Here is a 24,196-nt window from a genome sequence, read left to right as displayed (position 1 = left end):
GCGGCCGACATCAGCCGTTGACCCGCTCGAAGATCTTCTCGATCTTTTCCTTCAGCACCTGGGCGGTGAAGGGTTTGACCACATAGCCGTTCACACCAGCTTGGGCCGCCTCGATGATCTGATCGCGCTTGGCTTCGGCAGTCACCATCAACACCGGCAGGTGCTTCAGGCGTTCATCGGCGCGCACGGCACGCAGCAGGTCGATGCCGGTCATACCGGGCATGTTCCAGTCGGTCACCAAAAAATCGAAACTGCCGCTTTGCAACATCGGCAACGCCGAGGTGCCATCGTCGGCTTCTGCGGTGTTGGTGAAACCCAAGTCCCGCAAGAGGTTCTTGATGATCCGTCGCATCGTCGAGAAATCGTCAACGATGAGGATTTTCATGTTCTTGTCCAAGTCGACCTCCGTACAGTCCCAAACGTATTGCGCTCGCAACCACGTCCTTTAATCATGAAACCGTTAACAGGCCGTTTAAGCCTGCGAATACGCTGTTCAGCCAGCGCGCCATTCACTCAGCCGCGAACGCAGACGCGCTGCGCACTGGCTGTGCAACTGGCTGACGCGTGACTCGCTAACCCCCAGCACTTCGCCGATTTCTTTCAAGTTCAGTTCTTCGTCGTAATACAGCGCCAGCACGAGACGTTCACGCTCCGGCAAACCAGCGATGGCATCGGCCAAGGCCGCCTGGAAGCGTTCGTCTTCGAGGTCCCGCGAAGGTTCGAGGTGGGTGTGCCCGGCGTCTTCGTGCAGCCCGCCATGCTCGCCGTCCTGCAACAGGTCGTCGAAGCTGAACAGGCGGCTGCCCAAAGTGTCGCCAAGAATGCCGTAGTAATCCTCCAGACTCAATTGGAGTTCGGCCGCAACTTCGTGATCTTTAGCGTCACGCCCCGTTCTGGCCTCAACAACGCGAATCGCATCGCTGACCATACGGCTGTTGCGGTGTACCGAACGCGGTGCCCAATCGCCCTTGCGCACCTCGTCGAGCATGGCCCCACGGATACGGATACCGGCGAAAGTTTCGAAGCTGGCGCCCTTGCTGGAGTCGTATTTGCGCGAGGCTTCGAGCAGACCGATCATGCCGGCCTGGATCAGGTCATCGACCTGCACGCTGGCCGGCAGACGTGCCAGCAAGTGATAGGCAATCCGCTTGACCAGTGGCGCATAGCGCTCGATCAGCTGATGCTGGGAATCCTGCGCCTGAGCCTTGTTGTACATACGAAGTCCAGAGGCTGCTGTCATACGGCCGAGTCTGCAGTCGGTTGCTGCACCAGACGCTCGACGAAAAACTCCAGATGGCCACGGGGATTGGCCGGCAACGGCCAGGTGTCGACCTTCTGAGCTATCGCCTTGAACGCCAGAGCGCACTTGGATCGAGGGAAGGCTTCATAGACGGCGCGCTGTTTCTGCACGGCCTTGCGCACGCACTCATCGTAGGGCACGGCACCGACATACTGCAGGGCGACATCGAGGAAACGATCCGTCACCTTGGTCAGCTTAGCAAAGAGATTGCGCCCTTCCTGCGGGCTGTGGGCCATGTTGGCCAAAACGCGGAAGCGGCTGATGCCGTGGTCGCGATTGAGCAGCTTGATCAGCGCGTAGGCGTCGGTGATCGAGGTCGGCTCATCGCACACCACCACGAGAATTTCCTGCGCTGCGCGAACGAAACTGACCACCGCATCGCCAATACCGGCCGCGGTGTCGATCACCAGCACGTCGAGGTTCTCGCTGATGTCGCTAAACGCCTGGATCAGGCCAGCGTGCTGCATGGGCGTAAGGCTGACCATGCTCTGCGTACCGGACGCCGCCGGCACGATACGAACACCACCGGGCCCCTGCAGCAGCACGTCACGCAGATCGCATTCACCGGCGATCACATCGGCCAGGGTGCGTTTGGGCGTCAGTCCCAACAGAACGTCGACGTTGGCCAGGCCAAGGTCAGCGTCCATCAGCATCACCCGACGGCCGAGATCGGCCAGGGCCATGGACAGATTGACCGACACGTTGGTCTTGCCGACGCCACCTTTGCCGCCAGTCACCGCAATCACCTGTACGGGATGCATACCCATGTTATTTCTATACCTTGTCTAACTTCGACTTGACCCTGACAGGCCGTTCACTCTCGCCTACTCGGCAAAAGGATGCACGATTCTTATTGCCTCAACCGGCACGAGCCGGCTTCTGGTAGAGCCCGGCAAACATCTGCGCCATGGCATCTTCACTCGGTTCTTCGGCGGCCTGCAAACCTACTGCGCGACTGACCAGTTGATGACTGCGCGGCACCTGCAGATCGTCCGGAATACGCGGCCCGTCCGTGACATAGGCTACCGGCAGATGCTGGCCTATAGCCAGACCTAAAACCTCGCCCAGGCTCACCGCCTCGTCCAGTTTCGTCAGTATGCAGCCTGCCAGTCCACAACGCTTGTAACTATGGTAGGCCGCCTTGAGCACTTGGCTCTGACTTGTTGCCGCCAGAACCAGATAATTTTTCGCATTGATACGCGCCGACGCCAGGCTTTCCAGTTGCAGACGCAGTGCGGGATCGTTACCCGGCAGGCCTGCTGTGTCGACCAGCACCACACGTTTCTTCGCCAGCGGAGTCAGCGCCTGCAACAACGACTGACCAGGATCGACCTGAGTCACCGATACGCCCAGGATACGCCCCAGGGTCTTGAGTTGCTCCTGCGCGCCAATACGGTAACTGTCCATGCTCACCAGAGCGACCTGCTGCGCGCCGTACTTAAGCACGTAACGCGCGGCCAGCTTGGCCAGGGTGGTGGTCTTGCCCATACCGGCCGGACCGACCAGGGCAATCACCCCGCCCTCCTCCAGCGGCTCTACCTTCGGCGTTCTGATCGCGTGAGCCAGGTGCGCCAGCAGCATGCGCCAGGCCTGGCGCGGCTCAGCCACACCTGCCACCTTGCTCAGCAGCGCCTGCGACAGCTCGGCAGACAGACCCATGCGTTGCAGGCGGCGCCACAGATTAGCTTGTTGCGGACGGCGATTTTGCAGCTGGCCCCAGGCGATGGAGCCCAGTTGCACTTCGATCAGCTCACGCAGGCCGTGCAACTCGAAACGCATGGCATCCAGCGCACGGGGGTCGACGGCCGGCGTAGCAGGTACTGCGGCCTCGACCGGACGCTGCGGCTTGACCGGAGTGGCTGGCAGCTCGGGTGCCAGCAGAGATTCGTTGGCGAATAACTGGCGATCCTTGCCGGCGTCCTGCTCGGCACGGGTGGCGAGTTCGGCCTGGGCACTGGCGATGCGCGCCTGGGTCTTGCGCAGCTCGGCTTCCAGCGCCGGGTTCGGTCGCACCGGAGCCGGCGTCACCTGATAGTCCAGCGCGGCAGTCAGCTCGACACCACCGGCCACGCGGCGGTTGCCAATGATCGCAGCATCGGCACCCAGCTCGTCACGCACCAGTTTCATGGCGGTTCGCATATCGGCGGCGAAGAAGCGTTTGACCTGCATGACCCTTTACCTCAGTTCTGGCCCACAGTGGCGACTATGGTGACCTGCTTGTTGTCCGGAATTTCCTGGTAGGCCAGCACGTGCATGCTGGATACCGCCAACCGCGCGAAGCGCGACAACATCGCCCGGATCGGGCCGGCCACCAGCAGAATCACCGGCTTGCCGAGCATTTCCTGGCGCTGCGCCGCTTCCACCAGGGAACGCTGCAGCTTCTCGGCCATGCCCGGTTCCAGGAGGATGCCATCCTCACTGCCCTGACCGGCCTTCTGCAGACTATTGAGCAATATCTGTTCCAACCTCGGTTCGAGGGTGATCACAGGCAGCTCCGGCTCTAGTCCCACAATGCTTTGCACGATTGCACGGGCCAACGCCACCCGTACGGCGGCGACCATAGCGGCGGGATCTTGACTCTTCGGCGCCACGTTGGCGATGGCTTCGGCAATGGTGCGGATATCGCGCACCGGCACCTGCTCCTGCAACAGCGCTTGCAGCACCTTGAGCAGGGTCGACAGCGACACCAGGCCCGGCACCAGCTCTTCGGCCAGCTTCGGCGAGCTCTTGGCCAGCAATTGCATGAGCTGCTGCACTTCCTCATGCCCGAGCAGCTCGTGAGCGTGCTTGTGCAGGATCTGGTTGAGGTGGGTGGCAACCACGGTACTGGCGTCGACCACGGTATAGCCGAGCGACTGCGCCTGATCACGCTGAGTGGGGTCGATCCACACGGCCTCCAGACCGAACGCCGGATCCTTGGCGGCAATGCCATTGAGTGGGCCGAACACCTGACCGGGGTTGATCGCCAATTCACGATCCGGATAGACCTCGGCCTCGGCCACGCTGACGCCCATCAGCGTCAAACGGTAGGCGTTGGGCGCCAGGTCGAGGTTGTCGCGGATATGCACCGAGGGCATGAGAAAGCCCATCTCCTGCGACAACTTCTTGCGTACGCCCTTGATCCGCGCCAGCAGTTGCCCGCCCTGATTACGGTCGACCAGTGGGATAAGGCGATAGCCAACTTCCAGGCCGACCATGTCCACAGGCATGACGTCATCCCAACCCAGCTCCTTGACCTCCTGCGCCTTCTGCGCCGGAATCAGCTCCTGCTGACGCTGCACTTCCTGCTGCTCGACCTCTTGCGCCCTGCGCTTCTTGTTGGCGATCCAGTAGGCGCCACCTGCAGCGATCAGGCCCAGACCAATGAAGGAAACATGCGGCATGCCCGGCACCAGGCCCATGACGATCAGGATGATCGCCGCCACAGCCAGCGCACGCGGCGAAGCGAACATCTGCCGGTTGACCTGCTGGCCCATGTCTTCGGAGCTGGATACGCGAGTAACCATGATGGCTGCAGCGGTGGACAGCAGCAGCGAGGGAATCTGCGCGACCAGGCCGTCACCGATCACCAGCAGCGCGTAGATCTTGCTCGCGTCGGCAAAGCTAAGGCCATGCTGCAGCATGCCGATGGCCATGCCGCCGATCAGGGTAACGAACATGATCAGCAGGCCGGCGATGGCATCACCGCGAACGAATTTGCTGGCACCGTCCATGGAACCGTAGAAATCCGCTTCCTGAGCGACTTCGGAGCGACGTTTCTTGGCTTCGGCCTGGTCAATCAGACCGGCGTTCAGATCCGCGTCGATGGCCATCTGCTTGCCGGGCATGGCATCGAGGGTGAAACGCGCGCTGACTTCGGAAATCCGCCCGGCACCCTTGGTGACCACCACAAAGTTGATGATCACCAGGATGGCGAAGACCACCACACCGACCACGTAGTTACCGCCGATCACCACCTCGCCGAAGGCCTGGATTACCTTACCCGCGGCGTGCGGCCCCTCCTGACCGTGCAGCAGCACGACACGCGTGGAAGCGACGTTGAGCGCCAGGCGCAACAAGGTGGCGACCAGCAGGATGGTGGGGAATACGGCGAAGTCCAGCGGGCGCAGCGCGTAGACGGCGACCAGCAGCACGACGATGGACAAGGCGATGTTGAACGTGAACAGGGTGTCGAGCAGTAGCGGCGGCACCGGCAGCGTGACCATGCCCAGCAGCGCCAACAACAGCAGCGGGATGCCAAGGCTGCCCTGGCGCAGGCCGGCCAGGTTGCCACGAGCGTCCCCGATGATTTGCGAGCGGTTGATGTTGAATGCCACGTGACTACCCCAGCCAATTCAATCTTTTGACGCAGAGCTGCGCTTTACAGGGGTAATGGCAAGAAGCGTTCCAGAAACGCGGCGACAGGCTACAAGCCTCGATCTACAGGGTAAAAACGCCTGGTTCCGTAGGGCGCACCGGGCGGCGATCCGTTCGCGAAGCAGTACGCTGCTGGATTTGTGCCGCGCCCAGACACGGCGGACTGTTCGCTGGCGCTCCTGAGTCCGCCCTACGAGCGGTCGGCGTCCCGATCCGCCCTACGAATCGCGGCGCAGATCCGGCGGAATCGGCAGATCGGGCAACGGCCCTGGCCGCTTGCCCTTGCCGGCGCGGTACTGACGCAACTGGTAGACGTAGGCCAACACTTGCGCTACGGCGAGATACAGACCGGCCGGAATCTCCTGTTCGAGTTCCGTGGAGTAGTAAACCGCCCGGGCCAGAGCCGGCGACTCCAGCACCATGACCTGGTGCTCCTGAGCGATCTCGCGAATCTTCAGCGCCAGGAAGTCGCCACCCTTGGCCAGCAGCACCGGTGCGCCGCCATTGTCCGGATCGTACTTGAGCGCCACGGCGAAGTGGGTCGGGTTGGTGATCACCACGTCAGCCTGAGGTACGGCCTGCATCATGCGGCGCTCGGCCATCTCACGTTGCAACTGACGAATACGCCCTTTGACCTCCGGCTTACCTTCGGTGTCCTTGTACTCGTCGCGCACTTCCTGCTTGGTCATCTTCAGCTTGTTCTTGTGGCTCCACAGCTGGAACGGCACGTCCACCGCTGCGATCAGAATCAGCCCACACGACAGCCACAGCGCGCTCCAACCCACCACCTGCAAGCTATGCAGGATGGCGGGTTCCACCGGTTCATTGGCGATGGCGAGCAGATCGTCCTGATCCATCGACAGCACCAGCAAGGCCACAGCGAGGATCACCAGAAACTTGGCTAGAGCCTTGAGCAGCTCAACCAGCGCCTGCACCGAGAACATCCGCTTGAGCCCGGCCAGCGGGTTCATGCGACTGCCCTTGGGCTGCAACGCCTCGACCGAGAACAACCAGCCGCCCAAGACGATGGGGCCGGCGATGGAGGCGATCAACAAGGCGATGAGAAACGGCAACATGGCCTGCAAGGCATGCTTGCCGGACGCGAGCAGGTGCAGCGCCATGCTGCCTTCGTTCATCAGCACGTCACGTGACAGGCTGAAGTTGCCGCGCATCAGGTCGAGCATGGCGTCGCCCATCTGCGCACCGAAGATCATCAGCGCGATGGTGCCGGTCAGGGTCACCGCCAGGGTATTGAGCTCCTTGGAGCGAGCGATCTGGCCTTTTTTCCGCGACTCTTCGAGCCGCTTACCAGTGGGTTCCTCGCTCTTGTCGGCGCCGCTCTCGCTCTCGGCCATGGCTACCTCATCCGGGCGAATTCGCCCAGTTGCTGCAAGGCTTCACTGGCCAACCCCTGAAACAGGTTGCCGAAGTCGGAAAGCCCCACCCAGAAGATCACCAGGCCCAGGGCCAGGGTCAGGGGGAAGCCGATGGAAAAGATGTTCAGCTGCGGCGCGGCGCGGGTCATCACACCGAAGGCCAGGTTGATCACCAACAGCGCAGTGACCATTGGCAGGGTCAACAACAGGCCAGCACCGATCACCCAGCTCAGCTTGCCAGCCAGTTCCCAGTAGTGGTTGACCATCAGGCCCTGCCCGGAGGGCAAGGCGACGAAGCTCTCGGCGAGAATCTCCAGCGCCACCAAGTGGCCATTGATGGCCAGAAACAGCAAGGTCACCAGCATCAGCATGAACTGACCGAGCACCGGTACCGACACACCATTGGCCGGGTCGACCATGGAGGCGAAGCCCAGGCCCATCTGCATGGCGATGATCTGCCCAGCCACGGCGAACAGGTGGAAAAACAGCTGCAGGATGAAACCGAACATGGCACCAATCAGCACCTGCTCGAGGATCAGCAACAGGCTGCGCAGGCTCAGCGCATCCACTTGCGGCATGGGCGGCAGGGTGGGCACCAGCACGACGCTGATGGCCAGCGCCAGGTACAGCCGCACCCGGGTCGGCACCAGCTGGGTACCGATGATCGGCATCACCATCAGCATCGCGGCAATACGGAACAACGGCAGCAGAAACTGGCCGATCCAGCCGCTGATCTGCTCGTTGCTCAATTCCAGCATCGTGCCCTGCCCCTCAACCTATGAGGTACGGAATGTTCTGAATCAGCGTCTGGGTGTACTCCATCAGCTGGCTCACCAGCCAGGGGCCGGCCCAGATCAGGGTGATCAGCATCACCATCAGGCGCGGCAGAAAACTCAACGTCTGTTCGTTGATCTGTGTAGCGGCCTGGAACATGGCGACCACCAGGCCCACCAATAGGCTCGGTACCACCGCCAGGCCGACGATCACCACGATCAGCCAGAGCGCTTCGCGAAACAGGTCAACTGCCACCTCGGGAGTCATCGTGAGCCTCGCTATATCGTGCCGAAACTGGCGGCCAGGGTGCCCATGATCAGCGCCCAGCCGTCGACCAGTACGAACAGCATGATCTTGAACGGCAAGGAAATGATCAGGGGCGAGAGCATCATCATGCCCATCGCCATGAGGATACTGGCGACCACCATGTCGATGATCAGAAACGGGATGAAGATCATGAAGCCGATCTGGAACGCCGTCTTCAGCTCCGAGGTCACGAAGGCCGGCACCAGAATGGTCAAGGGTACGTCTTCGACACCAGCCAGATCAGTGCGCTTGGACAGGCGCACGAACAGCGCCAGATCGCTCTCACGGGTCTGTGCCAGCATGAAGTCGCGAATGGGCACCTCGGCCCGCTTCAAGGCCTCCTGCGCGACGATCTCCTCATTGAGGTACGGCTGCAGCGCACTGGTATTAATCCGATCGAAGATCGGCGCCATGATGAACATGGTCAGGAACAGGGCCAGGCCGACCAGAATTTGGTTCGACGGCGTCTGCTGCAGGCCCAGGGCCTGACGCAGGATGGAAAAGACGATGATGATCCGGGTAAAGCTGGTCATCAGCATGACGAACGCCGGGATGAAGCTCAGCGCGGTCATGATCAGCAGAATCTGCAGGCTGACCGAATACTCCTGCTGACCTTGCGCATCGGTGGACAGCGTGATCGCTGGGATCGACAACGGGCTGTTGCCCTGCTGGATCAGCGAACTGCCTGTCGGTGGGTCTTCGGCAAAAGCCAATGAAGCGGCCAGGCTGAGCACTACCACCAGCAACAAACGCAGCATCAGGATTTGTCCTTCTGATCCTTGCCCAGCAGCTCCATCAGGCGCTGGGCGAACTCCGGCGTGGCCGGTTCGGCATCGGCCAGGTGCACCGGCTCCTTGAGCACGTGCAGCGGCGTGATGCGTCCGGCGGATAGACCCAGCAGAATTTGCTCGTTGCCCACCTGCACCAGCACCAGACGATCACGCGGGCCGAGCGCCTGGGTCGAGAGCAGCTTGATCACCTGCCCGCCCCGCGGGTTCAGTTGCTGCACACGGCGCAGCAGCCAGGCCAGCAGAAAGATCAGGCCGATTACCAGCAACAGGCCAAGCAGCAATTGGCCGAGCTGGCCGGCGATGTCGCTGCCCGCCATCGGCGTGGCGGCCTTGCCGGCAGGTTCGGCGGCCAGTACGGCACCCGGCAGCGCCAGCAGCAATGCGAAAAATCGAGCCATGATCAGCGCAGCTTCTTGATACGTTCGCTGGGGCTGATCACGTCGGTGAGACGGATGCCGAACTTCTCGTTGACCACCACCACTTCACCGTGGGCGATCAGCGTGCCATTGACCAGCACATCGAGCGGCTCACCCGCCAGGCGATCCAGTTCGATCACCGAACCCTGATTGAGCTGCAGCAGGTTGCGGATGGTGATATCGGTGTTGCCCACTTCCATGGAGATGGACACCGGAATGTCCAGAATCACATCCAGGTTGGGCCCCTCCAGGTTCACGGGGAGGCTCATGGCAGGCGGTGCGCTGCCGAACTCTTCCATCGGCGCTCGCGGCGCCGCAGGTGCTGCCGGCTGAGCAGCGCTCTGCCCGGCCAGCATGGCATCGATATCGTCCTGGTCGGCATCGCCCGCCTCGGCCAGCGCGGCCGCCCACTCATCGGCCAGCGCCTGCTCCTCGGGGGAGGTGTTTTCTTCATCTGCCATCGTCTTTCCTCGCCTGGCTTCAGCTATTCGTTCGCATTGAGCCCAATGGCCCTCTTGGAGTTACCAGCGTCTCAGCGCTGGCGTTCGATCGGTTCGAGCACTTGCAGCGCCAGATTACCCTTGTGGGCGCCCAGCTTGACCTTGAAAGTCGGTACGCCATTGGCGCGCATGACCACGTTCTCCGGTAACTCGACCGGAATCACGTCGCCCGGCTGCATATGCAGAATGTCACGCAGCTTCAACTGCCGACGCGCCACGGTGGCGCCCAGCGGTACGCTGACGTCGAGGATGTCCTCGCGCAGCGCCTTGATCCAACGCTCGTCCTGATCGTCGACGTCGGACTGGAAACCGGCATCGAGCATCTCGCGGATCGGCTCGATCATCGAGTAAGGCATGGTGATGTGCAGGTCGCCACCGCCACCATCGAGCTCGATGTGGAAGGTGGACACCACCACCACTTCGCTGGGGCTGACGATGTTGGCCAGCGCCGGGTTGACCTCGGAGTTGACGTACTCGAAGTGGATGTCCATCACCGCATGCCAGGCTTCGCGCAGGTCGACGAAGGCCTGGTCGAGCACCATGCGCACCACGCGCAGCTCGGTCGGGGTGAATTCACGGCCTTCGATCTTGGCATGGCGCCCATCGCCGCCGAAGAAGTTGTCCACCAGCTTGAACACCAGCTTGGCGTCGAGAATGAACAGGCCGGTGCCACGCAGCGGCTTCATCTTCACCAGGTTGAGGCTGGTCGGTACGTAGAGCGAGTGAACGTACTCGCCGAACTTCATCACCTGCACACCGCCGACCGCCACGTCAGCCGAACGGCGCAGCAGGTTGAACATGCTGATGCGGGTGTAACGGGCAAAACGCTCGTTGATCATCTCCAGGGTCGGCATGCGCCCACGGACGATACGATCCTGGCTGGTCAGGTCATATTGCTTGACGCTACCGGGTTCCGCGGCGTCTTCGGTCTCGACCAGACCGTCATCGACGCCATGCAACAGCGCATCGATTTCGTCCTGGGAAAGCAGATCCTGCACGGCCATGTTCAGCTCCCGGCTACTGCAAAACGAAGTTGGTGAACAGCACCTGCTCGACCACGGTGCTGCCGGTTTCCGTCTGGGCCAGTTCCTGCACGCTGGCCAATGCCTGCTGCAGGAGCATCTCCTTGCCCAAGGGGGTCTGCAGGGCTGCGAAATCCTGGCCGGAGAGCAACATCACCAGACGGTTACGCAGCACCGGCATGTGTACCTTGAGCTTCTCCATGCCAGCGGCATCGCGACTCATCAGAGCCATGCTCACCTGCAGATAGCGGGTACGGTTCTGGTAATTGAAATTGACCACGAAGGCCGGCTGCAGATCCTGGTATATCGCGGGCTGCCGCACTGGCGTCGCGCTGGCCGCTTCTGCCGGCTTGGCCTCTTCAGTCTTGTCACCCTTGCTGAGAATGAACCAGGTGCCGCCGATGGACAGGCCGATAGCCAAAAGCAAGCCCACAACGATGAGGATGATGAGCTTGAGTTTGCTCTTGCCAGCCGGCTGCCCGTCGGCGGCCGGTGCTGCTTCTTTCTTAGCCATGCCAATAATCCGTCACTGTCGGAGTTCTTTCCGCTTTCAAAGGGTTAAGAGCAAGTGTTATGCCAGCATATGAGCAGGCTTGTCTAACTCTGGGCTGCGGATTTAACAGGGCCGCGCCCTTGCTGTCACCCAAAATGCATTCGCCCAGGCGGCCTATCGACCACCCGGGCGAATACAAGTCTAGCGGAGTAACACCGACCAGCGGGGATCGAGCGCTTCATGTGTGGCTCAATCCTCACCGGCAGCCGAGGTGGGTGGCACGTCAATCACCCGCCTCACAGCGCTTCAGGCGTAGTAGTCGACCAGACCACGCCCCGAGCTCAGGTGCTCGCTGCGAACCTCCTGATGTACGCCTGGCAACGCCTCATCGGCAGCCAGGCGCCCGTCGGCAGAACCCGCACCACCACGGCCGCCCTCACCTTGTCCCTGTCCCTGCCAGCCACGATTGAGTGACTGATCGGAGACGTTGGCGTCAGCCAGGTTCATGCCCTGCTGGGCGAACAGCTCGCGCAGCCGATGCATCTGCCCTTCCAGTGCTTCACGTACACCGGCGTTGGGACTGGCAAAGGTCACCTGGGCCTGATCCTGGGACAGGTTCACCCGCACCTCGAGGCGCCCCAGCTCTGCCGGATCAAGCTGGATCTCGGCCGACTTGAGGTTCTGGCTGGACAACCACATAACGCGATCGACCACCGCCTCGCTCCAGCCCCCTTGATGCATGGGCACCGGCTGACCCGGCACCAACGGCAAGCGAGGCGCCGCCGTGGTCTGCTGGTTGAGCGCCTGGGTCAACGCGTTGAGCTTGCTGACGAATTGATCGGGACGGGTCGGTTGTACGCTGTCCTTGAGACTTTCCAGCGCGTCCTTGGCCAAGTCATCGAGTGGCAACTCCAGGCTCACCTCGTCGCTGGCCTTGGTCTTCTCCTCGCCCTTGCCCATGGCCGCCATTGCAGCAGCGAAGTCGGTGCTGTTCGCACGCGAATTCTTGCTCACGCTCTCCTGAGCCACTTGCGCCTTGCTGTCCTCTTCCGGCAGTTGCTTGAGCATGGCCATAGGATCGAGTGATTCGTCCTCCAGTACCGGCTCTGGCTCATCTGTCACGTTATTGGCAAGACCACTGATGATCAGCGCTGGCGCTTCCAGAGCATCCTCGGTAGGCGGCGCCTCCTCAGGCTGCGGCTGGATCCCGCCCAACGCCATGGCCAGCAGCGGATCGATGGCTTCAGGAGCCCGCTCATCGGTCGGCAAGGAATTGCCGGAGGCGGCAACATCCGCCTCCTCGGCGGCAGTACCGGGGGAGTCGGCCGCGGGCTTTGCCGGCTCCTGATTGTTTTGTGCAGAGCCATTGGCGCGCTCGCCAGGTTTGCTCTGACGCTCTTTGGCATACACCTCGGCAAAGCTCGAAGCCCCGTTCCTGCTGGGCTCCTGCGTTTTGGCGGGTGGCTGCGCTTTGCTCTTCACCTCAGGCGTGGCCTGTAGGCGTATGTCGGGCAACGCGGACATGGACGCTCTCCGTCTATTGGGTCGTGACGGTATCAGAGCAAAGGATGGGCCAAGTCGGGCAAAACGCGAGTGAAGGCTCAGACGCGGTAACGCTGGCGCTCGGATTTGAACAGGATGCGGACGATGGCGAACTCGCGCTCGATCTGCTCGATCAACGCGGGTGCCAGTTCCAGAGTCTCACGTCGGCCGGCATCTTCGAGCTGCTTGCACAGACCAGCGAGCATCACCGCCCCCATGTTGCTGCAGCTGCCCTTGAAGCTATGCGCAGCCAGGCGCAGTCCTTGCGCGTCACCTTCAGCTTCGGCCTGATGCAGAAGACGCAGGCGCTCTTCGGAATCTGCTACGAAGGTATCGAGCAGAATGGGGTATTCGTCTTCCATGACGTCCTGCAGGGCAGCCAGGACGGCATCGTCGAGATGGATATCGGACACCGAGAAACTCCCTGAACGACAACGATGCCTGCTCTGGCTTCAGCACGAGCAATGCGGCTGAGCCCGAGACAGAACCTGCACATTATGCCTCAGCGGCCCAACAAAACTCCACGCTGACGCCCTGCCCGTCAGGCCAGCCCTGGAATCCATCGCTGAGCTCACGCACCAGCGTCAGGCCACGCCCACACAGCGCTTCGTCCTGAGACGTGAGGAGGCTTGCCGGATCGAAGCCTGGGCCACTGTCCTCGACCCGTACGATCAGGCGACCACCACCCGCCTCCGGCAGCATCTGCAGATGAAAACGCACATAGCCATCGGTCAACGCCGCCAGGCGCAGGCGCCGCTCTCGATAGTACTCGGCAAACCCGCTGGCATCCTGTTTGAGTGACGAGTCCAGGCCCATCACGCCATGTTCCAGCGCATTGGAGTACAGCTCGGCCAGCACCGTGTAGAGCTCTCCGCCACGCGGCCTGAGCGCCTGCACATCCAGCAGTAACTGCAGCAGGAACGGCAAGGGATTGAAGTGACGCAGGCTCTGCGCACGGAATTCGAAACTCGCCGACCAGTCCAGCGGGCTGCTGTGGCCGCTATCGGCGAAGGCAAGCGGCCGAGGATGCTCGTCATCCTCGGCGAGGCCGACCTGAAGCATGCTGACGTCGTCCTGCTGCTCACCGCGAAACGCTACCAACGCCTGCTGGATTTCCTCGAACAGGGCCTGCGGTTGGCGATTGGCATCGAGCAAGGCCAGCAAGCGAGCTTCACCAAACAACTCACCCTGCTGATTGGTGGCCTCCAGCACGCCATCGCTGAGCAGGAAGATACGATCGCCAGTCGTCAGCGGATAAATCTCGCAGCGGTCGCTGAACGCTGCGGGCTCAAGAATGCCCAGCGGCAAGTGGCGCGACACCAGCGCCTGGCGAGGTCGCCCATCACCATGCAGCAGGTGCCCATCGGGCAGCCCGCCGTTCCATACCTCCAGCAGCCCGCGCTTGCTACTGATATTGAGCAAGGTGGCGCAGCAGAACACGCCGACCGGCAGGATGCGTTTGAGCTTGGCGTTGATCTCGCGAAGAATCTCGGCCAGGGCATGACCCTTGGCGGTCATGCCATAGAACACCTCGGCCAGCGGCATGGCGCCAATTGCCGCCGGCAGACCATGGCCGGTGAAGTCGCCGAGCATCACGTGCATGCCGCCCGAGGGCTTGTAGGCAGCCAGCAGCAAATCGCCGTTGAACAGCGCGTAGGGCGATTGCAGATAACGAATATTCGGGGCATTCAGACAACCGGAATGCGCCACCTTGTCGAATACCGCCTTGGCCACACGCTGCTCGCGCAGCAGGTGCTCGTTGTGCCGGGCGATCAGGTCACGCTGCTGCAGCACCGTGTCCTGCAAGCGACGCAGACGATCCATGGCGCCGATCTTGGCTTCGAGTATCACGCGGTTGTAGGGCTTGGCGAGAAAATCGTCACCACCGGCCTCCAGGCAGCGAACCAGCGCTTCACCTTCGGTCAACGAGGTAAGAAAGATGATCGGCACCAACGCCTCGCCGGCCTGTTGCTTGATCCTGCGCGCTGCCTCGAAGCCGTCCATTACCGGCATCAGAGCATCCATCAACACCAGTTGCGGACGCTCCTGCTCGAACAATGCAACGGCTTCCAGGCCGTTGCTGGCGGTGAGCACACGATGCCCCTGGCGGCTGACGATGGTGGACAGCAGCATGCGGTCGGCCGCGTTGTCCTCGGCGATCAGGATCGACAGGCGCTCAGGCATGCTCAACTGATCTGAAACAGTTGCTCGAAGTTGGAAATCGCCAGGATCTTGCGTACATCGCTGCTGCAATTGAGCAGGCGAATCTGTGCCGCATCACCACCGGCGTGATCACGCAGCAACAGGAGCATGCCTAATGCCGAGCTGTCCAAATAGCTGGTGTCCTGCAGGTCAACCTGATAACGCTTCGGTGTGATGTTGATGCGTTCGTAGGCGTCGCGAAACTCCTGGTGAGAGGCGAAATCGAATCGCCCTCGAATCACGATGGTCAGCTCTTGCCCGTCTGCGGACGGTTGCGAGGTGATGGCCATGTCTGCTCCTTAGTCGAGACCTTGCCGGATTAGTCGGCTTACGCTCAAGGTGTAGCATTTGGCAGAAAGCGAGACAACTGCTATCAGGGTTCGCCGCGGTCTGTCAGGCGTTGCGCCAGCTCATCGAGCAGCTTCTGCTCCCGTTTGTCCTCGGCCAGCCGCGCCTCGGTTATGTAGCGTTGCACCAACTTACGCAGCCCCTCCAGACGCGCATATCGTTGCTGCCAGATGGCGCGAACCTTCTCCAGGTTGGCACGATGCCATTCGATGCTCTGCTGCTGCTGGGCGACGGCCGTTTCCAGTTGTGAAAGGAAACGTTGGTAGTTCATCAGCCACTGCCCGGATACGCCCTTGCTGCCTTCGCTGATCCATTGCTGCTGGTAATCACCGCGAAAACGCTCCAGCTCGCCCAGCTTGGCCTCAGCCTGGCCAACCAGCCCCTGGCAGTGTCCCATCTGGCGCGCAGCCTCTCGCTCGGCCTTTTCCGCCATATCGACGACTGGTTGCAGACGCTTGGCGCGACTCAGGCTCATCCGCACCTCGATAGGCGGGGGCAGCCCGTCAGATCGCCCCAGCGGGTGTTATCCGCCCTACGGCCGCAGATCACTGCCCCAACACCCCGGCCAGTTGATCGCGACTTTGCGCCATCCCAACACTTTCACTGAGCCCCTGGCGCAGGTATTGCGCCATCACCGGCTGACGGGCAATGGCCAGATCGGTATCAGCATCGCCGCCAGGCACATAGGCACCGACGCTGATCAGGTCGCGACTTTGCTGATACCGTGCCCACAACTGCTTGAAGCGCTGCGCCTGTTTCAACTGCTCGGGCGGCACCACCTGCGGCATCACCCGACTGATGGAGGATTCGATGTCGATGGCCGGGTAATGCCCCTCTTCAGCTAGACGCCGCGACAATACGAAGTGCCCGTCGAGTACGCCGCGTGCGGCGTCGGCGATGGGATCCTGCTGGTCATCCCCCTCACTGAGCACGGTGTAGAACGCAGTGATCGACCCGCCGCCGGCCTCGGCGTTACCGGCACGTTCCACCAGCTTGGGCAGCTTGGCGAATACCGAAGGTGGATAGCCCTTGGTCGCGGGCGGCTCGCCGATGGCCAGGGCGATCTCCCGCTGAGCCTGGGCATAGCGGGTCAACGAATCCATCAGCAGCAGGACGTTCTTGCCCTTGTCGCGAAAGTATTCGGCGATGCGTGTGCAGTATTGCGCCGCGCGCAGGCGCATGAGCGGCGCATCGTCGGCAGGCGACGCCACGACCACGGAGCGCTTGAGGCCTTCCTCGCCGAGAATCTCGTCGATGAACTCCTTGACCTCACGGCCCCGCTCGCCGATCAGGCCGACCACGATGATCTCGGCCTCGGTAAAGCGAGTCATCATGCCCAGCAGCACCGACTTGCCCACGCCGGTACCGGCGAACAGGCCCAGGCGCTGGCCACGCCCCACGGTCAGCAGGCCGTTGATCGAGCGAATGCCAACATCCAGTGGCTGGCTGATGGGATCACGATTGAGCGGGTTGATAGCCGGCCCATCCATCGGCACCCAATCTTCGGCCTTCATGCCGCCCTTGCCATCCAGCGCGCGGCCGGCGCCGTCGAGCACCCGCCCCAACATGGTCATGCCCATGGGTAAACGCCCGGCGTCTGGCAATGGCACCACACGTGCACCCGGCGCAATACCGGCCAGGCTGCCGACCGGCATCAGGTAGATCTTGCCACCGGAAAAGCCCATGACTTCGGCTTCCACCTGCACCGGGTGATAGCTGTCGCTGTTGATCACCAGACAACGGCTGCCGATGGCAGCGCGCAGTCCTTCGGCCTCCAGGGTCAGACCGACCATGCGCAACAAGCGCCCTTCGAGTATCGGCTGACTGGGTAGGCTGATCGCGTCGCTGTAGCCCTCCAGGCGCCGGGCGAAACTCACGCGATCAATGCGCATCGGGGTTGTCCAGATCCAGGCTGATGTCCGCCTCCGGCGGCTCGGTGATCTGCGCCCGCTGCTGCTCGAACAACTGTTTGAGCGCTTGGGCCATGCGGGTTTCGACACTGGCATCGATCTGGCTGTGTTCTGCCTCGATGCGACAACCGCCCGGCAGCAGGCTCTCATCCTCGAGAATGCGCCAGTTCTCTTCATGGCGCTCGCGCAGTGCCTTGACGGTTTCGAAGTCTTGCGGATTGATCTGAATGCGCACGTTGCCCGCGCCCATCGGCAGCAGCTTGAGCGCCTCGCGCAATACCTGGCGGATCTGGCTGGAGTCGGTGCTCAGCTCGCGCTGAATGACCTCACGCGCCATGTGGCTGACCAGATTTACCAGAGCGACCTCCAGCTGCTGATCCTGGTCGGCGATGGGATCGAGCAACTGCGTCATGAGCTTTTCCAGGCCATTGACCTTGACCGCCAGGGCCGCGTCGGCCTCTTGCTTGGCCTTGATCTGGCCAGCGTGGAAGCCATCTTTCTCGCCGGTGGCAAAACCTTCGTTGTAGGCGTCCTGGCGAATGGCTTCGAGCTCATCGAGCGTCAGCGGCTTGACGTCCTCGAGCGCGACTTCCTCGATTTGCCCGGTTTGCTCAGGTTCGACGGGAGTGGCGGCCGGCTCGGCCGGCACCTCTTCGACCTCTACCGGCTCGGCACCTGGCTCGTCGAAGCTGGGCAGCGCCCAGCGGTCGAACATGCCGAGATCCTTGGCGCGAATCAGCTCGCTTTCCGGCTCCTTGGCAGCCATGGGTCAGCTCCTAGACCATCTCTTCGCCGCCCTTGCCGCCGAGCACGATCTCTCCGGCTTCGGCCATGCGGCGGGCGATGGTGAGGATTTCCTTCTGTGCAGTCTCGACGTCGCTGACACGTACCGGGCCCTTGGCCTCCAGATCGTCGCGCAACAGTTCGGCCGCGCGCTTGGACATGTTCTTGAATACCTTGTCCTTGATAGCTTCGTCGGCGCCCTTGAGCGCCAGCACCAGCACTTCGGAAGAGACCTCGCGCAGCAGCGCCTGGATGCCCCGGTCGTCGACGTCGGCCAGGTTGTCGAAGACGAACATCAGATCCTCGATCTGCGTCGACAGGTCTTCGTCCACTTCGCGGATCGAGTCCATCAACTGACCCTCAACCGAGCTGTCGAGGAAGTTCATGATGTCCGCCGCACGCTTCACACCGCCCATCGAGGCCCGCGTGGTGTTGGCACTGCCGGAGAACTGTTTCTCGAGGATCTGGTTCAATTCCTTGAGCGCGGATGGCTGCACGGTGTTGAGCGAAGACACGCGCAGGATGATGTCCAGGCGCACCTTGTGATCGAAATGGCTGAGCACTTCGCCGGCCTGATCCGGATCGAGGTAGGCGACGACGATGGCCTGGATCTGCGGGTGCTCGTAGCGAATCACGTCGGCAACGGCACGCGGCTCCATCCACTTGAGGCTGTCCAGGCCGCTGGTGCTGCCGCCAAGCAGAATACGGTCGATCAGGTTGCCGGCCTTGTCCTCGCCCAATGCCTGGGTGAGCATCTTGCGGATATAGCCATCGGCACCGACGCCCAGGCTGGTCTGGTCGCCGACGATATCGACGAATTCGGCCATCACCTGCTCCACCTGTTCGCGGTGGATGTTGCGCATGCCGGCCATGGCCACGCCGACTCGCTGCACTTCCTTCGGCCCGAGGTGACGCAACACCTGGGCGGCGTCGGTCTCACCGAGCGACAGCAAGAGAATGGCGGCCTTGTCGACCTTGTTCAGCTTGGTAGCGGTACGGTTGTCACTCATCGGCGTTGATCCACTCTTTCACGACCTGCGCGACGCGGCCAGGATCTTCCGCTACCAGACTCTTGATAGCGTTCAGTTGTGCATCATACCCCTCACTGGGGCTGGGCAACATGATGCTCTGCGGACCGCCGAGGCTGACCCGATCATCGGAGAGCTCGCCACCCAGACCACCCATCTCACCCAGCTCTACATCACCAGAACCTGCCAGATCCTTGCCGCGGCCACCACCGGTAATGTTGTTGAGCACCGGGCGCAGCACGCCGAATACCAGCACCAGGATGAACAGTACGCCGAGCACTTGCTTGACGATGTCCCAGAACCAGGGCTGGGTATAGAACGGAATGTCCGGAATTTCCTCGCCCAGCGAAGCGGTGAACGCGGTGTTGATCACGCTGACGCTGTCGCCACGGCTGGCATCGAAGCCCACCGAATCCTGCACCAAGCGGGTGAAGCGCGCCAGGTCATCGGCAGTCCATGGCACTCGGCTGGACTCGCCAGTGGCCGGATCGACACGCACCTGATCATCCACGACCACCGCAACCGACAGGCGACGCAAACGGCCCTGCTGCTGACGGGTGTAGCTGATGGAGCGATCCAGTTCGAAGTTGCGGGTGGATTGCTCACGCTTGTCCGCCGGATACGGTGCCAGCATCGGCTGACCAGTCGCCGGATCCATGATCTGCTGGCCATTGGCATCGACCAGCGGTTGGCCGGCGGCGATAGGCCCAGCAGGTGGTGCGGCGCCAGCAGCCTGCTGCGGAGCGGCAGCCGGGCCTGGCGGCTGGTTGGACAGCGCGCCGGGGACGCCTTGCGGCGGCAGGCTGCTCTGGCGCTGCTCGTTGACCTGTTGCTCGCTGCGCAGCGCTGGTTGATCCGGATTGAACATCTCGGAGGTGGACTCCACCGCGCTGAAATCGACGTCGGCGGAGACTTCTGCCTTGTAGCGGCCAGTACCCAGCACCGGCTGCAGAATGTTGTGCACGCGCTGTGTGAACAGGGTTTCCATGCGGCGGGTGTAGTCGAACTGCTTGCCGGCCATGGTCAGCTCGGACAGCTCCTGCTGATCGGACAGCAGATTGCCCTTCTGGTCGACGACGGTGACCTGGCCCTTGTCCAACTCCGGCACGCTGGTCGCCACCAGATTGACGATGGCCATCACCTGACTCGGTTCCAGGTTGCGGCCCGGGTAGAGCTCCACCAGTACCGAGGCGCTGGGCTTGCGCTCGTCACGCACGAAGACCGATGCCTTGGGCATGGCCAGGTGCACGCGCGCAGCCTTGACGTTGTTGAGGCTGGCCACCGTACGTGCAAGCTCGCCTTCGAGGCCGCGGCGATAACGGGTCGCCTCCATGAACTGGCTGGTACCCAGGCCCTGCTCACGGTCGAGAATCTCGAAGCCGACGCTGGTGTCGGTCGGCGCCACGCCGGCAGCAGCCAGACGCATACGCGCCCGAGCCAGGTCGTCGGCCTTGACCAGCAATGCGCCGGAGTTGGGTTCGATGGTGTAGTCGATGCCGGAGGTGGTCAGGGTGTCCACCACCTGAGTCGCATCCATGCCATTGAGGCTGCCATACAGCGGGCGGTAGTCCGGCTGCTGCGACCAGAGCACCACGGCAAAACCGATCGCCACGCTGGCCGCCAGGCCAACCAGCAGACCGAGCTGACGCAGCACCGACATCTCGGCGAGGTTCTCCAGAAAGCTCAACCCGAACAGCGGCCCCTTGGGCTCGCCAGAGGCGGCTTTAGCCGGTACGTTTGCTACTGCTGCTTCAGCCATGAATCAATCCTCAGACCGGCATCTGCATGATGTCTTGATACGCCTGAACCAGCTTGTTACGCACCTGGGTCATGGCCTGAAAGGATACGCTGGCTTTCTGCGAGGCGATCATCACGTCGGTCAGATCGACCCCGCTCTGCCCCATCTCGAAAGCGGTAGCCAGTTTATTGGAAGCCTGCTGGGTCTCATTGACGTTGTTCACCGCTTGGCCGAGCATTTCCGAGAAACTCGGCGCCCCTTGCACTGGCTCGCTCACAGCAGGTTTCTGACGCGCCATGGCCTCAGCCTGCATGGAACGCATTTCCAGCATCAAGCGATTGAATTCGACACCTTGGCTCATGACTTCCTCCACTGCCCGCTTTTTGACGCTAGCGGCGCTATGCAGGGGTATCTGCAACAAGGGTGCCAGAATATGAGAAAGAGCGCAGAACGCGCACGACCAGAGCTCTAGTCGTCATAGTCGGTGCGCACAGCGCCCCCTACGGATAGGGCATCCGCAGGGTGTGCCGTGTGCATCGTAAACAGGAATCGCCATGGAGCGCCGCCCCTGACAGGTCACGACGACGCCGTTGAAACGCTTCAACTGGCGTAGAGATAAGCCTCGACATCCATGCCGGCATCACGCATCTGCGCCAGCTTGTAACGCAGGGTGCGCGGACTGATGCCCAGACGCTCGGCGGCCTCCTTGCGACGCCCACGTTCGGCACGCAAGGTATCGATGATCACCTGGAATTCACGACGCCGAAGATCCTCGCCCAGCGCGCCGGAATCAACGGCATTCGGCGACTCGACAACCTGCGGCAGAGGCGGCGTGACACTAGACACCACGGCCAGACGCGGCGCCGCACTCTGCACCGTCTGACCGATGGGCGCATGCAGGCAGAGATCCTGTGCCTGAATCACCCCACCCTGCTGCAGGATCAATGCGCGCTGAATGGCGTTATCCAATTCACGCACGTTGCCCGGCCATTGATGTTGCACCAGGCTCTGCGCGGCGGACGCAGAAAGTCTTACTTGAGCCTGATTCATTTTTTTGACGTGCTTGGCCAGCAGTCGCTCGGCCAGCGGCAGAATGTCGGCAGGACGCTCACGCAACGGCCTCCAGGCCAACGGGAATACCGACAGGCGATAATACAGATCCTCGCGGAAACGCCCGGCCGCCACTTCACTGGCCAGATCACGGTTGCTGGTCGCCAGCACGCGAATGTCCAGATTGATCGGCTTGCGCGCACCCACCCGCTCCACTTCACGCTCTTGCAGCACACGCAGCAACTTGGCCTGCAGCCCCAGCGGCATTTCAGAAATCTCGTCGAGCAGAATGGTGCCGCCATCGGCCAGTTCGAACTTGCCCGGCTGAGCGGTGACGGCCCCGGTGAAGGCCCCTTTCTCATGACCGAACAGCGTGGCCTCAAGCATGTTGTCGGGAATCGCCGCGCAGTTGATGGCGATAAATGGGCCGGATGCCCGCGGCGACTGCTGATGGATATAGCGCGCCAGCACTTCCTTGCCGGTACCGGACTCACCGGTAATCATCACCGTCGAATCGCTCTGCGCCACACGGGCTGCCAATTCCAACAATTGCACGCTGGCCGGCTCAAGCGCCACCGGGCCGTCACGATCGCCTGCCGTCAACTTTCCAAGCGCATGCTTGGCCACCAGTTCGAGCAGCGTACGCGGCTCGAATGGCTTGACCAGGTAATCGGCAGCCCCCTGGCGAATGGCATCCACCGCACGCTCGACCGCGCCAAAAGCCGTCATCAACAACACCGGCAGTTGCGGGTAACGGCTGCGAATCTGCGCCAGCAACTGATGTCCGTCCATGCCTGGCATGTTGACGTCGCTGACCACCAACCCAAAAGGCTCCTCGGTCAGCGCGACCAGTGCCGCCTCGGCACAATCGACAGCCCGATAATCATGCCCTCCCAGGCACAGCGTATCGGCCAGGGCTTCGCGCAAGGCGCGATCGTCTTCAACCAGCAGGACTTTGGCAGCCATGGGTTACTCCTGATTCGAATGAGGCGCTGCATCGAGCAGCGGCAGAGAAACGATGGCGCAGGTTCCACGACCCGCGCGCGATTGCAGCAGCAGTTGGCCCTGATGAGCGCGCGCCACTGCCTTGACCACGGCTAGGCCGAGACCGGTTCCGGTGGTCTTGGTGGTAAAGAAGGGTTCGCCCAGACGTGCCAGGGTTTCCTTGTCCATCCCTGGCCCGTTGTCACTGACGCACAGGCGCAACTGGTTAGCGCGGCGATACAGATGGATCTTCAGGCGCGCATCGCGCCCAGAGGCCTGAATGGCGTTGTCGATCAGATTGAGCACCGTGCCGACCAAGGTGTCGCGGTTGCACAGCAGCTCGCCGTCACGCACATCGCACTGCCAGCGCACGGCCATATCGCCCACGTGAGCCTCGGCAGCAGCACGCAAGGCATCGAACAGCACCACCGGCGACAAACGATCCGGCAGCGGCAGTTCGCCCCGAGCAAAGATCAGCATGTCGCGCACCTGGTTTTCCAGCTCGTGCAGACGCTCCTTCAAACGGCCAGCAAAGCGCTGCTGCTGTTCGGCAGGCAGCACCTGCTCGTTCAGATGACTGGCATAGAGCAGCGCAGCAGAGAGAGGCGTACGAATCTGATGCGCAAGGGAGGCAACCATGCGCCCCAGGGCAGAGAGGCGTTCATGGCGAGACAGCTGATCCTGCAGGCGACGGGTTTCTGTCAGATCAGTCAAAAGCACGAGCTGCCCCGGCTCTCCATGCAGGGAACGGGTGGCAATGGATAAACGACGGCCGTCACGCATGGAGATTTCGTGACCATCGTCTTCACGCGGCGCGAAGTTGCGAGCAATCACCTGGCGCCAGAGCATGCCAACCAATGGCTGCCCGAGCAGCGCCCGGGCCACGGGGTTGGCCTCACGCACCACGCCCTGACCATCGATGACGATCACCCCACCGGGCAGCAGATCCAGCAAACTTTGCAGGCGGTGAGCCAGACGTTCCTTCTCCGCCAGCTCCTGCATACGCTGAGCACTGACCAGCGCCAATTGCCCCTTCAGCTCATTGACTCGCGCCTCGAGCAAACTGTAGGACTCGCTGAGCTGGCTGGACATCTGATTGAACAGGGCAAAAGCCTGCTCCAGCCCGGCACGACTGGCTTGTTCGAGGGGGGCCGAAACGCTTGGCTCGGCTGACTCGGAGGGACGAAGGTTGGCTGCCATCTGCTTCTCTCGCATGACGCACCGTCAGAAGACGGTCGGATACAAGAGCTTTAGCAATACCCGTGCCTACTTTTTTA

General features: G+C 62.1%; 25 protein-coding genes. All 25 read right to left on the bottom strand.

Translation table 11 applies throughout. The features are described from left to right. Window positions 1-10: 10 nt before the first annotated feature. A complete protein-coding gene (locus HS968_RS10060) occupies window positions 11-385 on the bottom strand; it encodes a chemotaxis response regulator CheY (RefSeq protein WP_169968482.1) in 375 nt (124 codons plus the stop codon). 108 nt (window positions 386-493) lie between these two features. Then, window positions 494-1,240 (bottom strand): RNA polymerase sigma factor FliA, encoded by a 747-nt coding sequence (fliA, locus tag HS968_RS10055; protein WP_170965121.1) that lies wholly within the window; start codon window positions 1,238-1,240, stop codon window positions 494-496. Beyond that, a complete protein-coding gene (fleN, locus tag HS968_RS10050) occupies window positions 1,237-2,067 on the bottom strand; it encodes a flagellar synthesis regulator FleN (RefSeq protein ID WP_162843938.1) in 831 nt (276 codons plus the stop codon). The genes fliA and fleN overlap by 4 nt, the downstream gene beginning before the upstream one ends. A gap of 91 nt (window positions 2,068-2,158) precedes the next feature. Then, a complete protein-coding gene (gene flhF / locus HS968_RS10045; RefSeq protein ID WP_119691774.1) occupies window positions 2,159-3,469 on the bottom strand; it encodes a flagellar biosynthesis protein FlhF in 1,311 nt (436 codons plus the stop codon). Between the two features lie 11 nt (window positions 3,470-3,480). Beyond that, window positions 3,481-5,604 carry a flagellar biosynthesis protein FlhA gene (gene flhA, locus HS968_RS10040; protein WP_182371605.1) on the bottom strand — a complete coding sequence of 708 codons (2,124 nt, stop codon included), beginning with the start codon at window positions 5,602-5,604 and terminating at the stop codon, window positions 3,481-3,483. A gap of 270 nt (window positions 5,605-5,874) precedes the next feature. Next, on the bottom strand, window positions 5,875-7,011 hold the full coding sequence (gene flhB, locus HS968_RS10035) for a flagellar biosynthesis protein FlhB (RefSeq protein ID WP_182371134.1): 1,137 nt from the start codon (window positions 7,009-7,011) through the stop codon (window positions 5,875-5,877). 2 nt (window positions 7,012-7,013) lie between these two features. Beyond that, window positions 7,014-7,790 carry a flagellar biosynthetic protein FliR gene (gene fliR, locus HS968_RS10030; RefSeq protein ID WP_119691776.1) on the bottom strand — a complete coding sequence of 259 codons (777 nt, stop codon included), beginning with the start codon at window positions 7,788-7,790 and terminating at the stop codon, window positions 7,014-7,016. A 13-nt stretch (window positions 7,791-7,803) separates the two neighbouring features. Next, the gene (fliQ, locus tag HS968_RS10025) at window positions 7,804-8,073 is read right to left on the bottom strand and encodes a flagellar biosynthesis protein FliQ (RefSeq protein ID WP_119691777.1); all 270 of its coding nucleotides are present in this window, start codon (window positions 8,071-8,073) and stop codon (window positions 7,804-7,806) included. An 11-nt stretch (window positions 8,074-8,084) separates the two neighbouring features. Beyond that, a complete protein-coding gene (gene fliP / locus HS968_RS10020) occupies window positions 8,085-8,870 on the bottom strand; it encodes a flagellar type III secretion system pore protein FliP (RefSeq protein ID WP_119691778.1) in 786 nt (261 codons plus the stop codon). Beyond that, the gene (gene fliO / locus HS968_RS10015; RefSeq protein ID WP_182371133.1) at window positions 8,870-9,301 is read right to left on the bottom strand and encodes a flagellar biosynthetic protein FliO; all 432 of its coding nucleotides are present in this window, start codon (window positions 9,299-9,301) and stop codon (window positions 8,870-8,872) included. Before fliO ends, fliP begins: the two co-directional genes overlap by 1 nt. A 2-nt stretch (window positions 9,302-9,303) precedes the next feature. Then, window positions 9,304-9,780, bottom strand: coding sequence for a flagellar motor switch protein FliN (gene fliN, locus HS968_RS10010; protein ID WP_106739896.1), 477 nt, complete (start codon window positions 9,778-9,780; stop codon window positions 9,304-9,306). Between the two features lie 71 nt (window positions 9,781-9,851). Then, a complete protein-coding gene (fliM, locus tag HS968_RS10005; RefSeq protein WP_119691780.1) occupies window positions 9,852-10,823 on the bottom strand; it encodes a flagellar motor switch protein FliM in 972 nt (323 codons plus the stop codon). A 13-nt stretch (window positions 10,824-10,836) separates the two neighbouring features. Then, window positions 10,837-11,355 carry a flagellar basal body-associated protein FliL gene (gene fliL / locus HS968_RS10000; protein ID WP_119691781.1) on the bottom strand — a complete coding sequence of 173 codons (519 nt, stop codon included), beginning with the start codon at window positions 11,353-11,355 and terminating at the stop codon, window positions 10,837-10,839. Window positions 11,356-11,640: 285 nt separating this feature from the next. Then, complete coding sequence (locus tag HS968_RS09995; protein ID WP_182371132.1) at window positions 11,641-12,858, bottom strand: flagellar hook-length control protein FliK; 1,218 nt, start codon at window positions 12,856-12,858, stop codon at window positions 11,641-11,643. 77 nt (window positions 12,859-12,935) lie between these two features. Beyond that, window positions 12,936-13,289, bottom strand: a complete 354-nt coding sequence (locus HS968_RS09990; RefSeq protein ID WP_106739885.1) for an Hpt domain-containing protein — start codon at window positions 13,287-13,289, stop codon at window positions 12,936-12,938. Between the two features lie 82 nt (window positions 13,290-13,371). Continuing rightward, window positions 13,372-15,060 carry a fused response regulator/phosphatase gene (locus HS968_RS09985; RefSeq protein ID WP_119691783.1) on the bottom strand — a complete coding sequence of 563 codons (1,689 nt, stop codon included), beginning with the start codon at window positions 15,058-15,060 and terminating at the stop codon, window positions 13,372-13,374. Window positions 15,061-15,062: 2 nt separating this feature from the next. After that, the gene (locus tag HS968_RS09980) at window positions 15,063-15,368 is read right to left on the bottom strand and encodes an STAS domain-containing protein (protein ID WP_182371131.1); all 306 of its coding nucleotides are present in this window, start codon (window positions 15,366-15,368) and stop codon (window positions 15,063-15,065) included. An 83-nt stretch (window positions 15,369-15,451) separates the two neighbouring features. Then, window positions 15,452-15,901 (bottom strand): flagellar export protein FliJ, encoded by a 450-nt coding sequence (fliJ, locus tag HS968_RS09975; protein WP_119691785.1) that lies wholly within the window; start codon window positions 15,899-15,901, stop codon window positions 15,452-15,454. Between the two features lie 70 nt (window positions 15,902-15,971). Then, entirely contained in the window at window positions 15,972-17,318 is a 1,347-nt protein-coding gene (gene fliI / locus HS968_RS09970) for a flagellar protein export ATPase FliI (RefSeq protein ID WP_182371130.1), read from the bottom strand. After that, complete coding sequence (gene fliH / locus HS968_RS09965) at window positions 17,308-18,102, bottom strand: flagellar assembly protein FliH (protein ID WP_182371129.1); 795 nt, start codon at window positions 18,100-18,102, stop codon at window positions 17,308-17,310. The genes fliI and fliH overlap by 11 nt, the downstream gene beginning before the upstream one ends. A gap of 10 nt (window positions 18,103-18,112) precedes the next feature. After that, entirely contained in the window at window positions 18,113-19,129 is a 1,017-nt protein-coding gene (gene fliG, locus HS968_RS09960) for a flagellar motor switch protein FliG (RefSeq protein ID WP_106739871.1), read from the bottom strand. Beyond that, entirely contained in the window at window positions 19,122-20,906 is a 1,785-nt protein-coding gene (gene fliF / locus HS968_RS09955) for a flagellar basal-body MS-ring/collar protein FliF (protein ID WP_182371128.1), read from the bottom strand. The genes fliG and fliF overlap by 8 nt, the downstream gene beginning before the upstream one ends. A gap of 10 nt (window positions 20,907-20,916) precedes the next feature. Next, window positions 20,917-21,246 carry a flagellar hook-basal body complex protein FliE gene (gene fliE / locus HS968_RS09950; RefSeq protein WP_106739866.1) on the bottom strand — a complete coding sequence of 110 codons (330 nt, stop codon included), beginning with the start codon at window positions 21,244-21,246 and terminating at the stop codon, window positions 20,917-20,919. Window positions 21,247-21,485: 239 nt separating this feature from the next. Beyond that, the gene (fleR, locus tag HS968_RS09945; protein WP_182371127.1) at window positions 21,486-22,901 is read right to left on the bottom strand and encodes a sigma-54-dependent response regulator transcription factor FleR; all 1,416 of its coding nucleotides are present in this window, start codon (window positions 22,899-22,901) and stop codon (window positions 21,486-21,488) included. 3 nt (window positions 22,902-22,904) lie between these two features. Beyond that, entirely contained in the window at window positions 22,905-24,119 is a 1,215-nt protein-coding gene (locus tag HS968_RS09940) for a sensor histidine kinase (RefSeq protein WP_119691790.1), read from the bottom strand. Between the last annotated feature and the right edge of the window lie 77 nt (window positions 24,120-24,196).

The organism is Pseudomonas berkeleyensis (genome assembly GCF_014109765.1).
Classification (GTDB): Bacteria; Pseudomonadota; Gammaproteobacteria; order Pseudomonadales; family Pseudomonadaceae; genus Aquipseudomonas; species Aquipseudomonas berkeleyensis.
The sequence above is the reverse complement of the archived record's forward strand: the minus strand, read 5'-3'. Positions and strand labels throughout refer to the sequence as shown.

Coding starts and splice junctions, on each gene's coding strand:
- HS968_RS10060 (WP_169968482.1), bottom strand. CDS start 385: ATGAAAATCCTCATCGTTGACGATTTCTCGACGATGCGACGGATCATC.
- fliA (WP_170965121.1), bottom strand. CDS start 1,240: ATGACAGCAGCCTCTGGACTTCGTATGTACAACAAGGCTCAGGCGCAG.
- fleN (WP_162843938.1), bottom strand. CDS start 2,067: ATGGGTATGCATCCCGTACAGGTGATTGCGGTGACTGGCGGCAAAGGT.
- flhF (WP_119691774.1), bottom strand. CDS start 3,469: ATGCAGGTCAAACGCTTCTTCGCCGCCGATATGCGAACCGCCATGAAA.
- flhB (WP_182371134.1), bottom strand. CDS start 7,011: ATGGCCGAGAGCGAGAGCGGCGCCGACAAGAGCGAGGAACCCACTGGT.
- fliR (WP_119691776.1), bottom strand. CDS start 7,790: ATGCTGGAATTGAGCAACGAGCAGATCAGCGGCTGGATCGGCCAGTTT.
- fliQ (WP_119691777.1), bottom strand. CDS start 8,073: ATGACTCCCGAGGTGGCAGTTGACCTGTTTCGCGAAGCGCTCTGGCTG.
- fliP (WP_119691778.1), bottom strand. CDS start 8,870: ATGCTGCGTTTGTTGCTGGTGGTAGTGCTCAGCCTGGCCGCTTCATTG.
- fliO (WP_182371133.1), bottom strand. CDS start 9,301: ATGGCTCGATTTTTCGCATTGCTGCTGGCGCTGCCGGGTGCCGTACTG.
- fliN (WP_106739896.1), bottom strand. CDS start 9,780: ATGGCAGATGAAGAAAACACCTCCCCCGAGGAGCAGGCGCTGGCCGAT.
- fliM (WP_119691780.1), bottom strand. CDS start 10,823: ATGGCCGTGCAGGATCTGCTTTCCCAGGACGAAATCGATGCGCTGTTG.
- fliL (WP_119691781.1), bottom strand. CDS start 11,355: ATGGCTAAGAAAGAAGCAGCACCGGCCGCCGACGGGCAGCCGGCTGGC.
- HS968_RS09995 (WP_182371132.1), bottom strand. CDS start 12,858: ATGTCCGCGTTGCCCGACATACGCCTACAGGCCACGCCTGAGGTGAAG.
- HS968_RS09985 (WP_119691783.1), bottom strand. CDS start 15,060: ATGCCTGAGCGCCTGTCGATCCTGATCGCCGAGGACAACGCGGCCGAC.
- HS968_RS09980 (WP_182371131.1), bottom strand. CDS start 15,368: ATGGCCATCACCTCGCAACCGTCCGCAGACGGGCAAGAGCTGACCATC.
- fliJ (WP_119691785.1), bottom strand. CDS start 15,901: ATGAGCCTGAGTCGCGCCAAGCGTCTGCAACCAGTCGTCGATATGGCG.
- fliI (WP_182371130.1), bottom strand. CDS start 17,318: ATGCGCATTGATCGCGTGAGTTTCGCCCGGCGCCTGGAGGGCTACAGC.
- fliH (WP_182371129.1), bottom strand. CDS start 18,102: ATGGCTGCCAAGGAGCCGGAAAGCGAGCTGATTCGCGCCAAGGATCTC.
- fliG (WP_106739871.1), bottom strand. CDS start 19,129: ATGAGTGACAACCGTACCGCTACCAAGCTGAACAAGGTCGACAAGGCC.
- fliF (WP_182371128.1), bottom strand. CDS start 20,906: ATGGCTGAAGCAGCAGTAGCAAACGTACCGGCTAAAGCCGCCTCTGGC.
- fliE (WP_106739866.1), bottom strand. CDS start 21,246: ATGAGCCAAGGTGTCGAATTCAATCGCTTGATGCTGGAAATGCGTTCC.
- fleR (WP_182371127.1), bottom strand. CDS start 22,901: ATGGCTGCCAAAGTCCTGCTGGTTGAAGACGATCGCGCCTTGCGCGAA.
- HS968_RS09940 (WP_119691790.1), bottom strand. CDS start 24,119: ATGGCAGCCAACCTTCGTCCCTCCGAGTCAGCCGAGCCAAGCGTTTCG.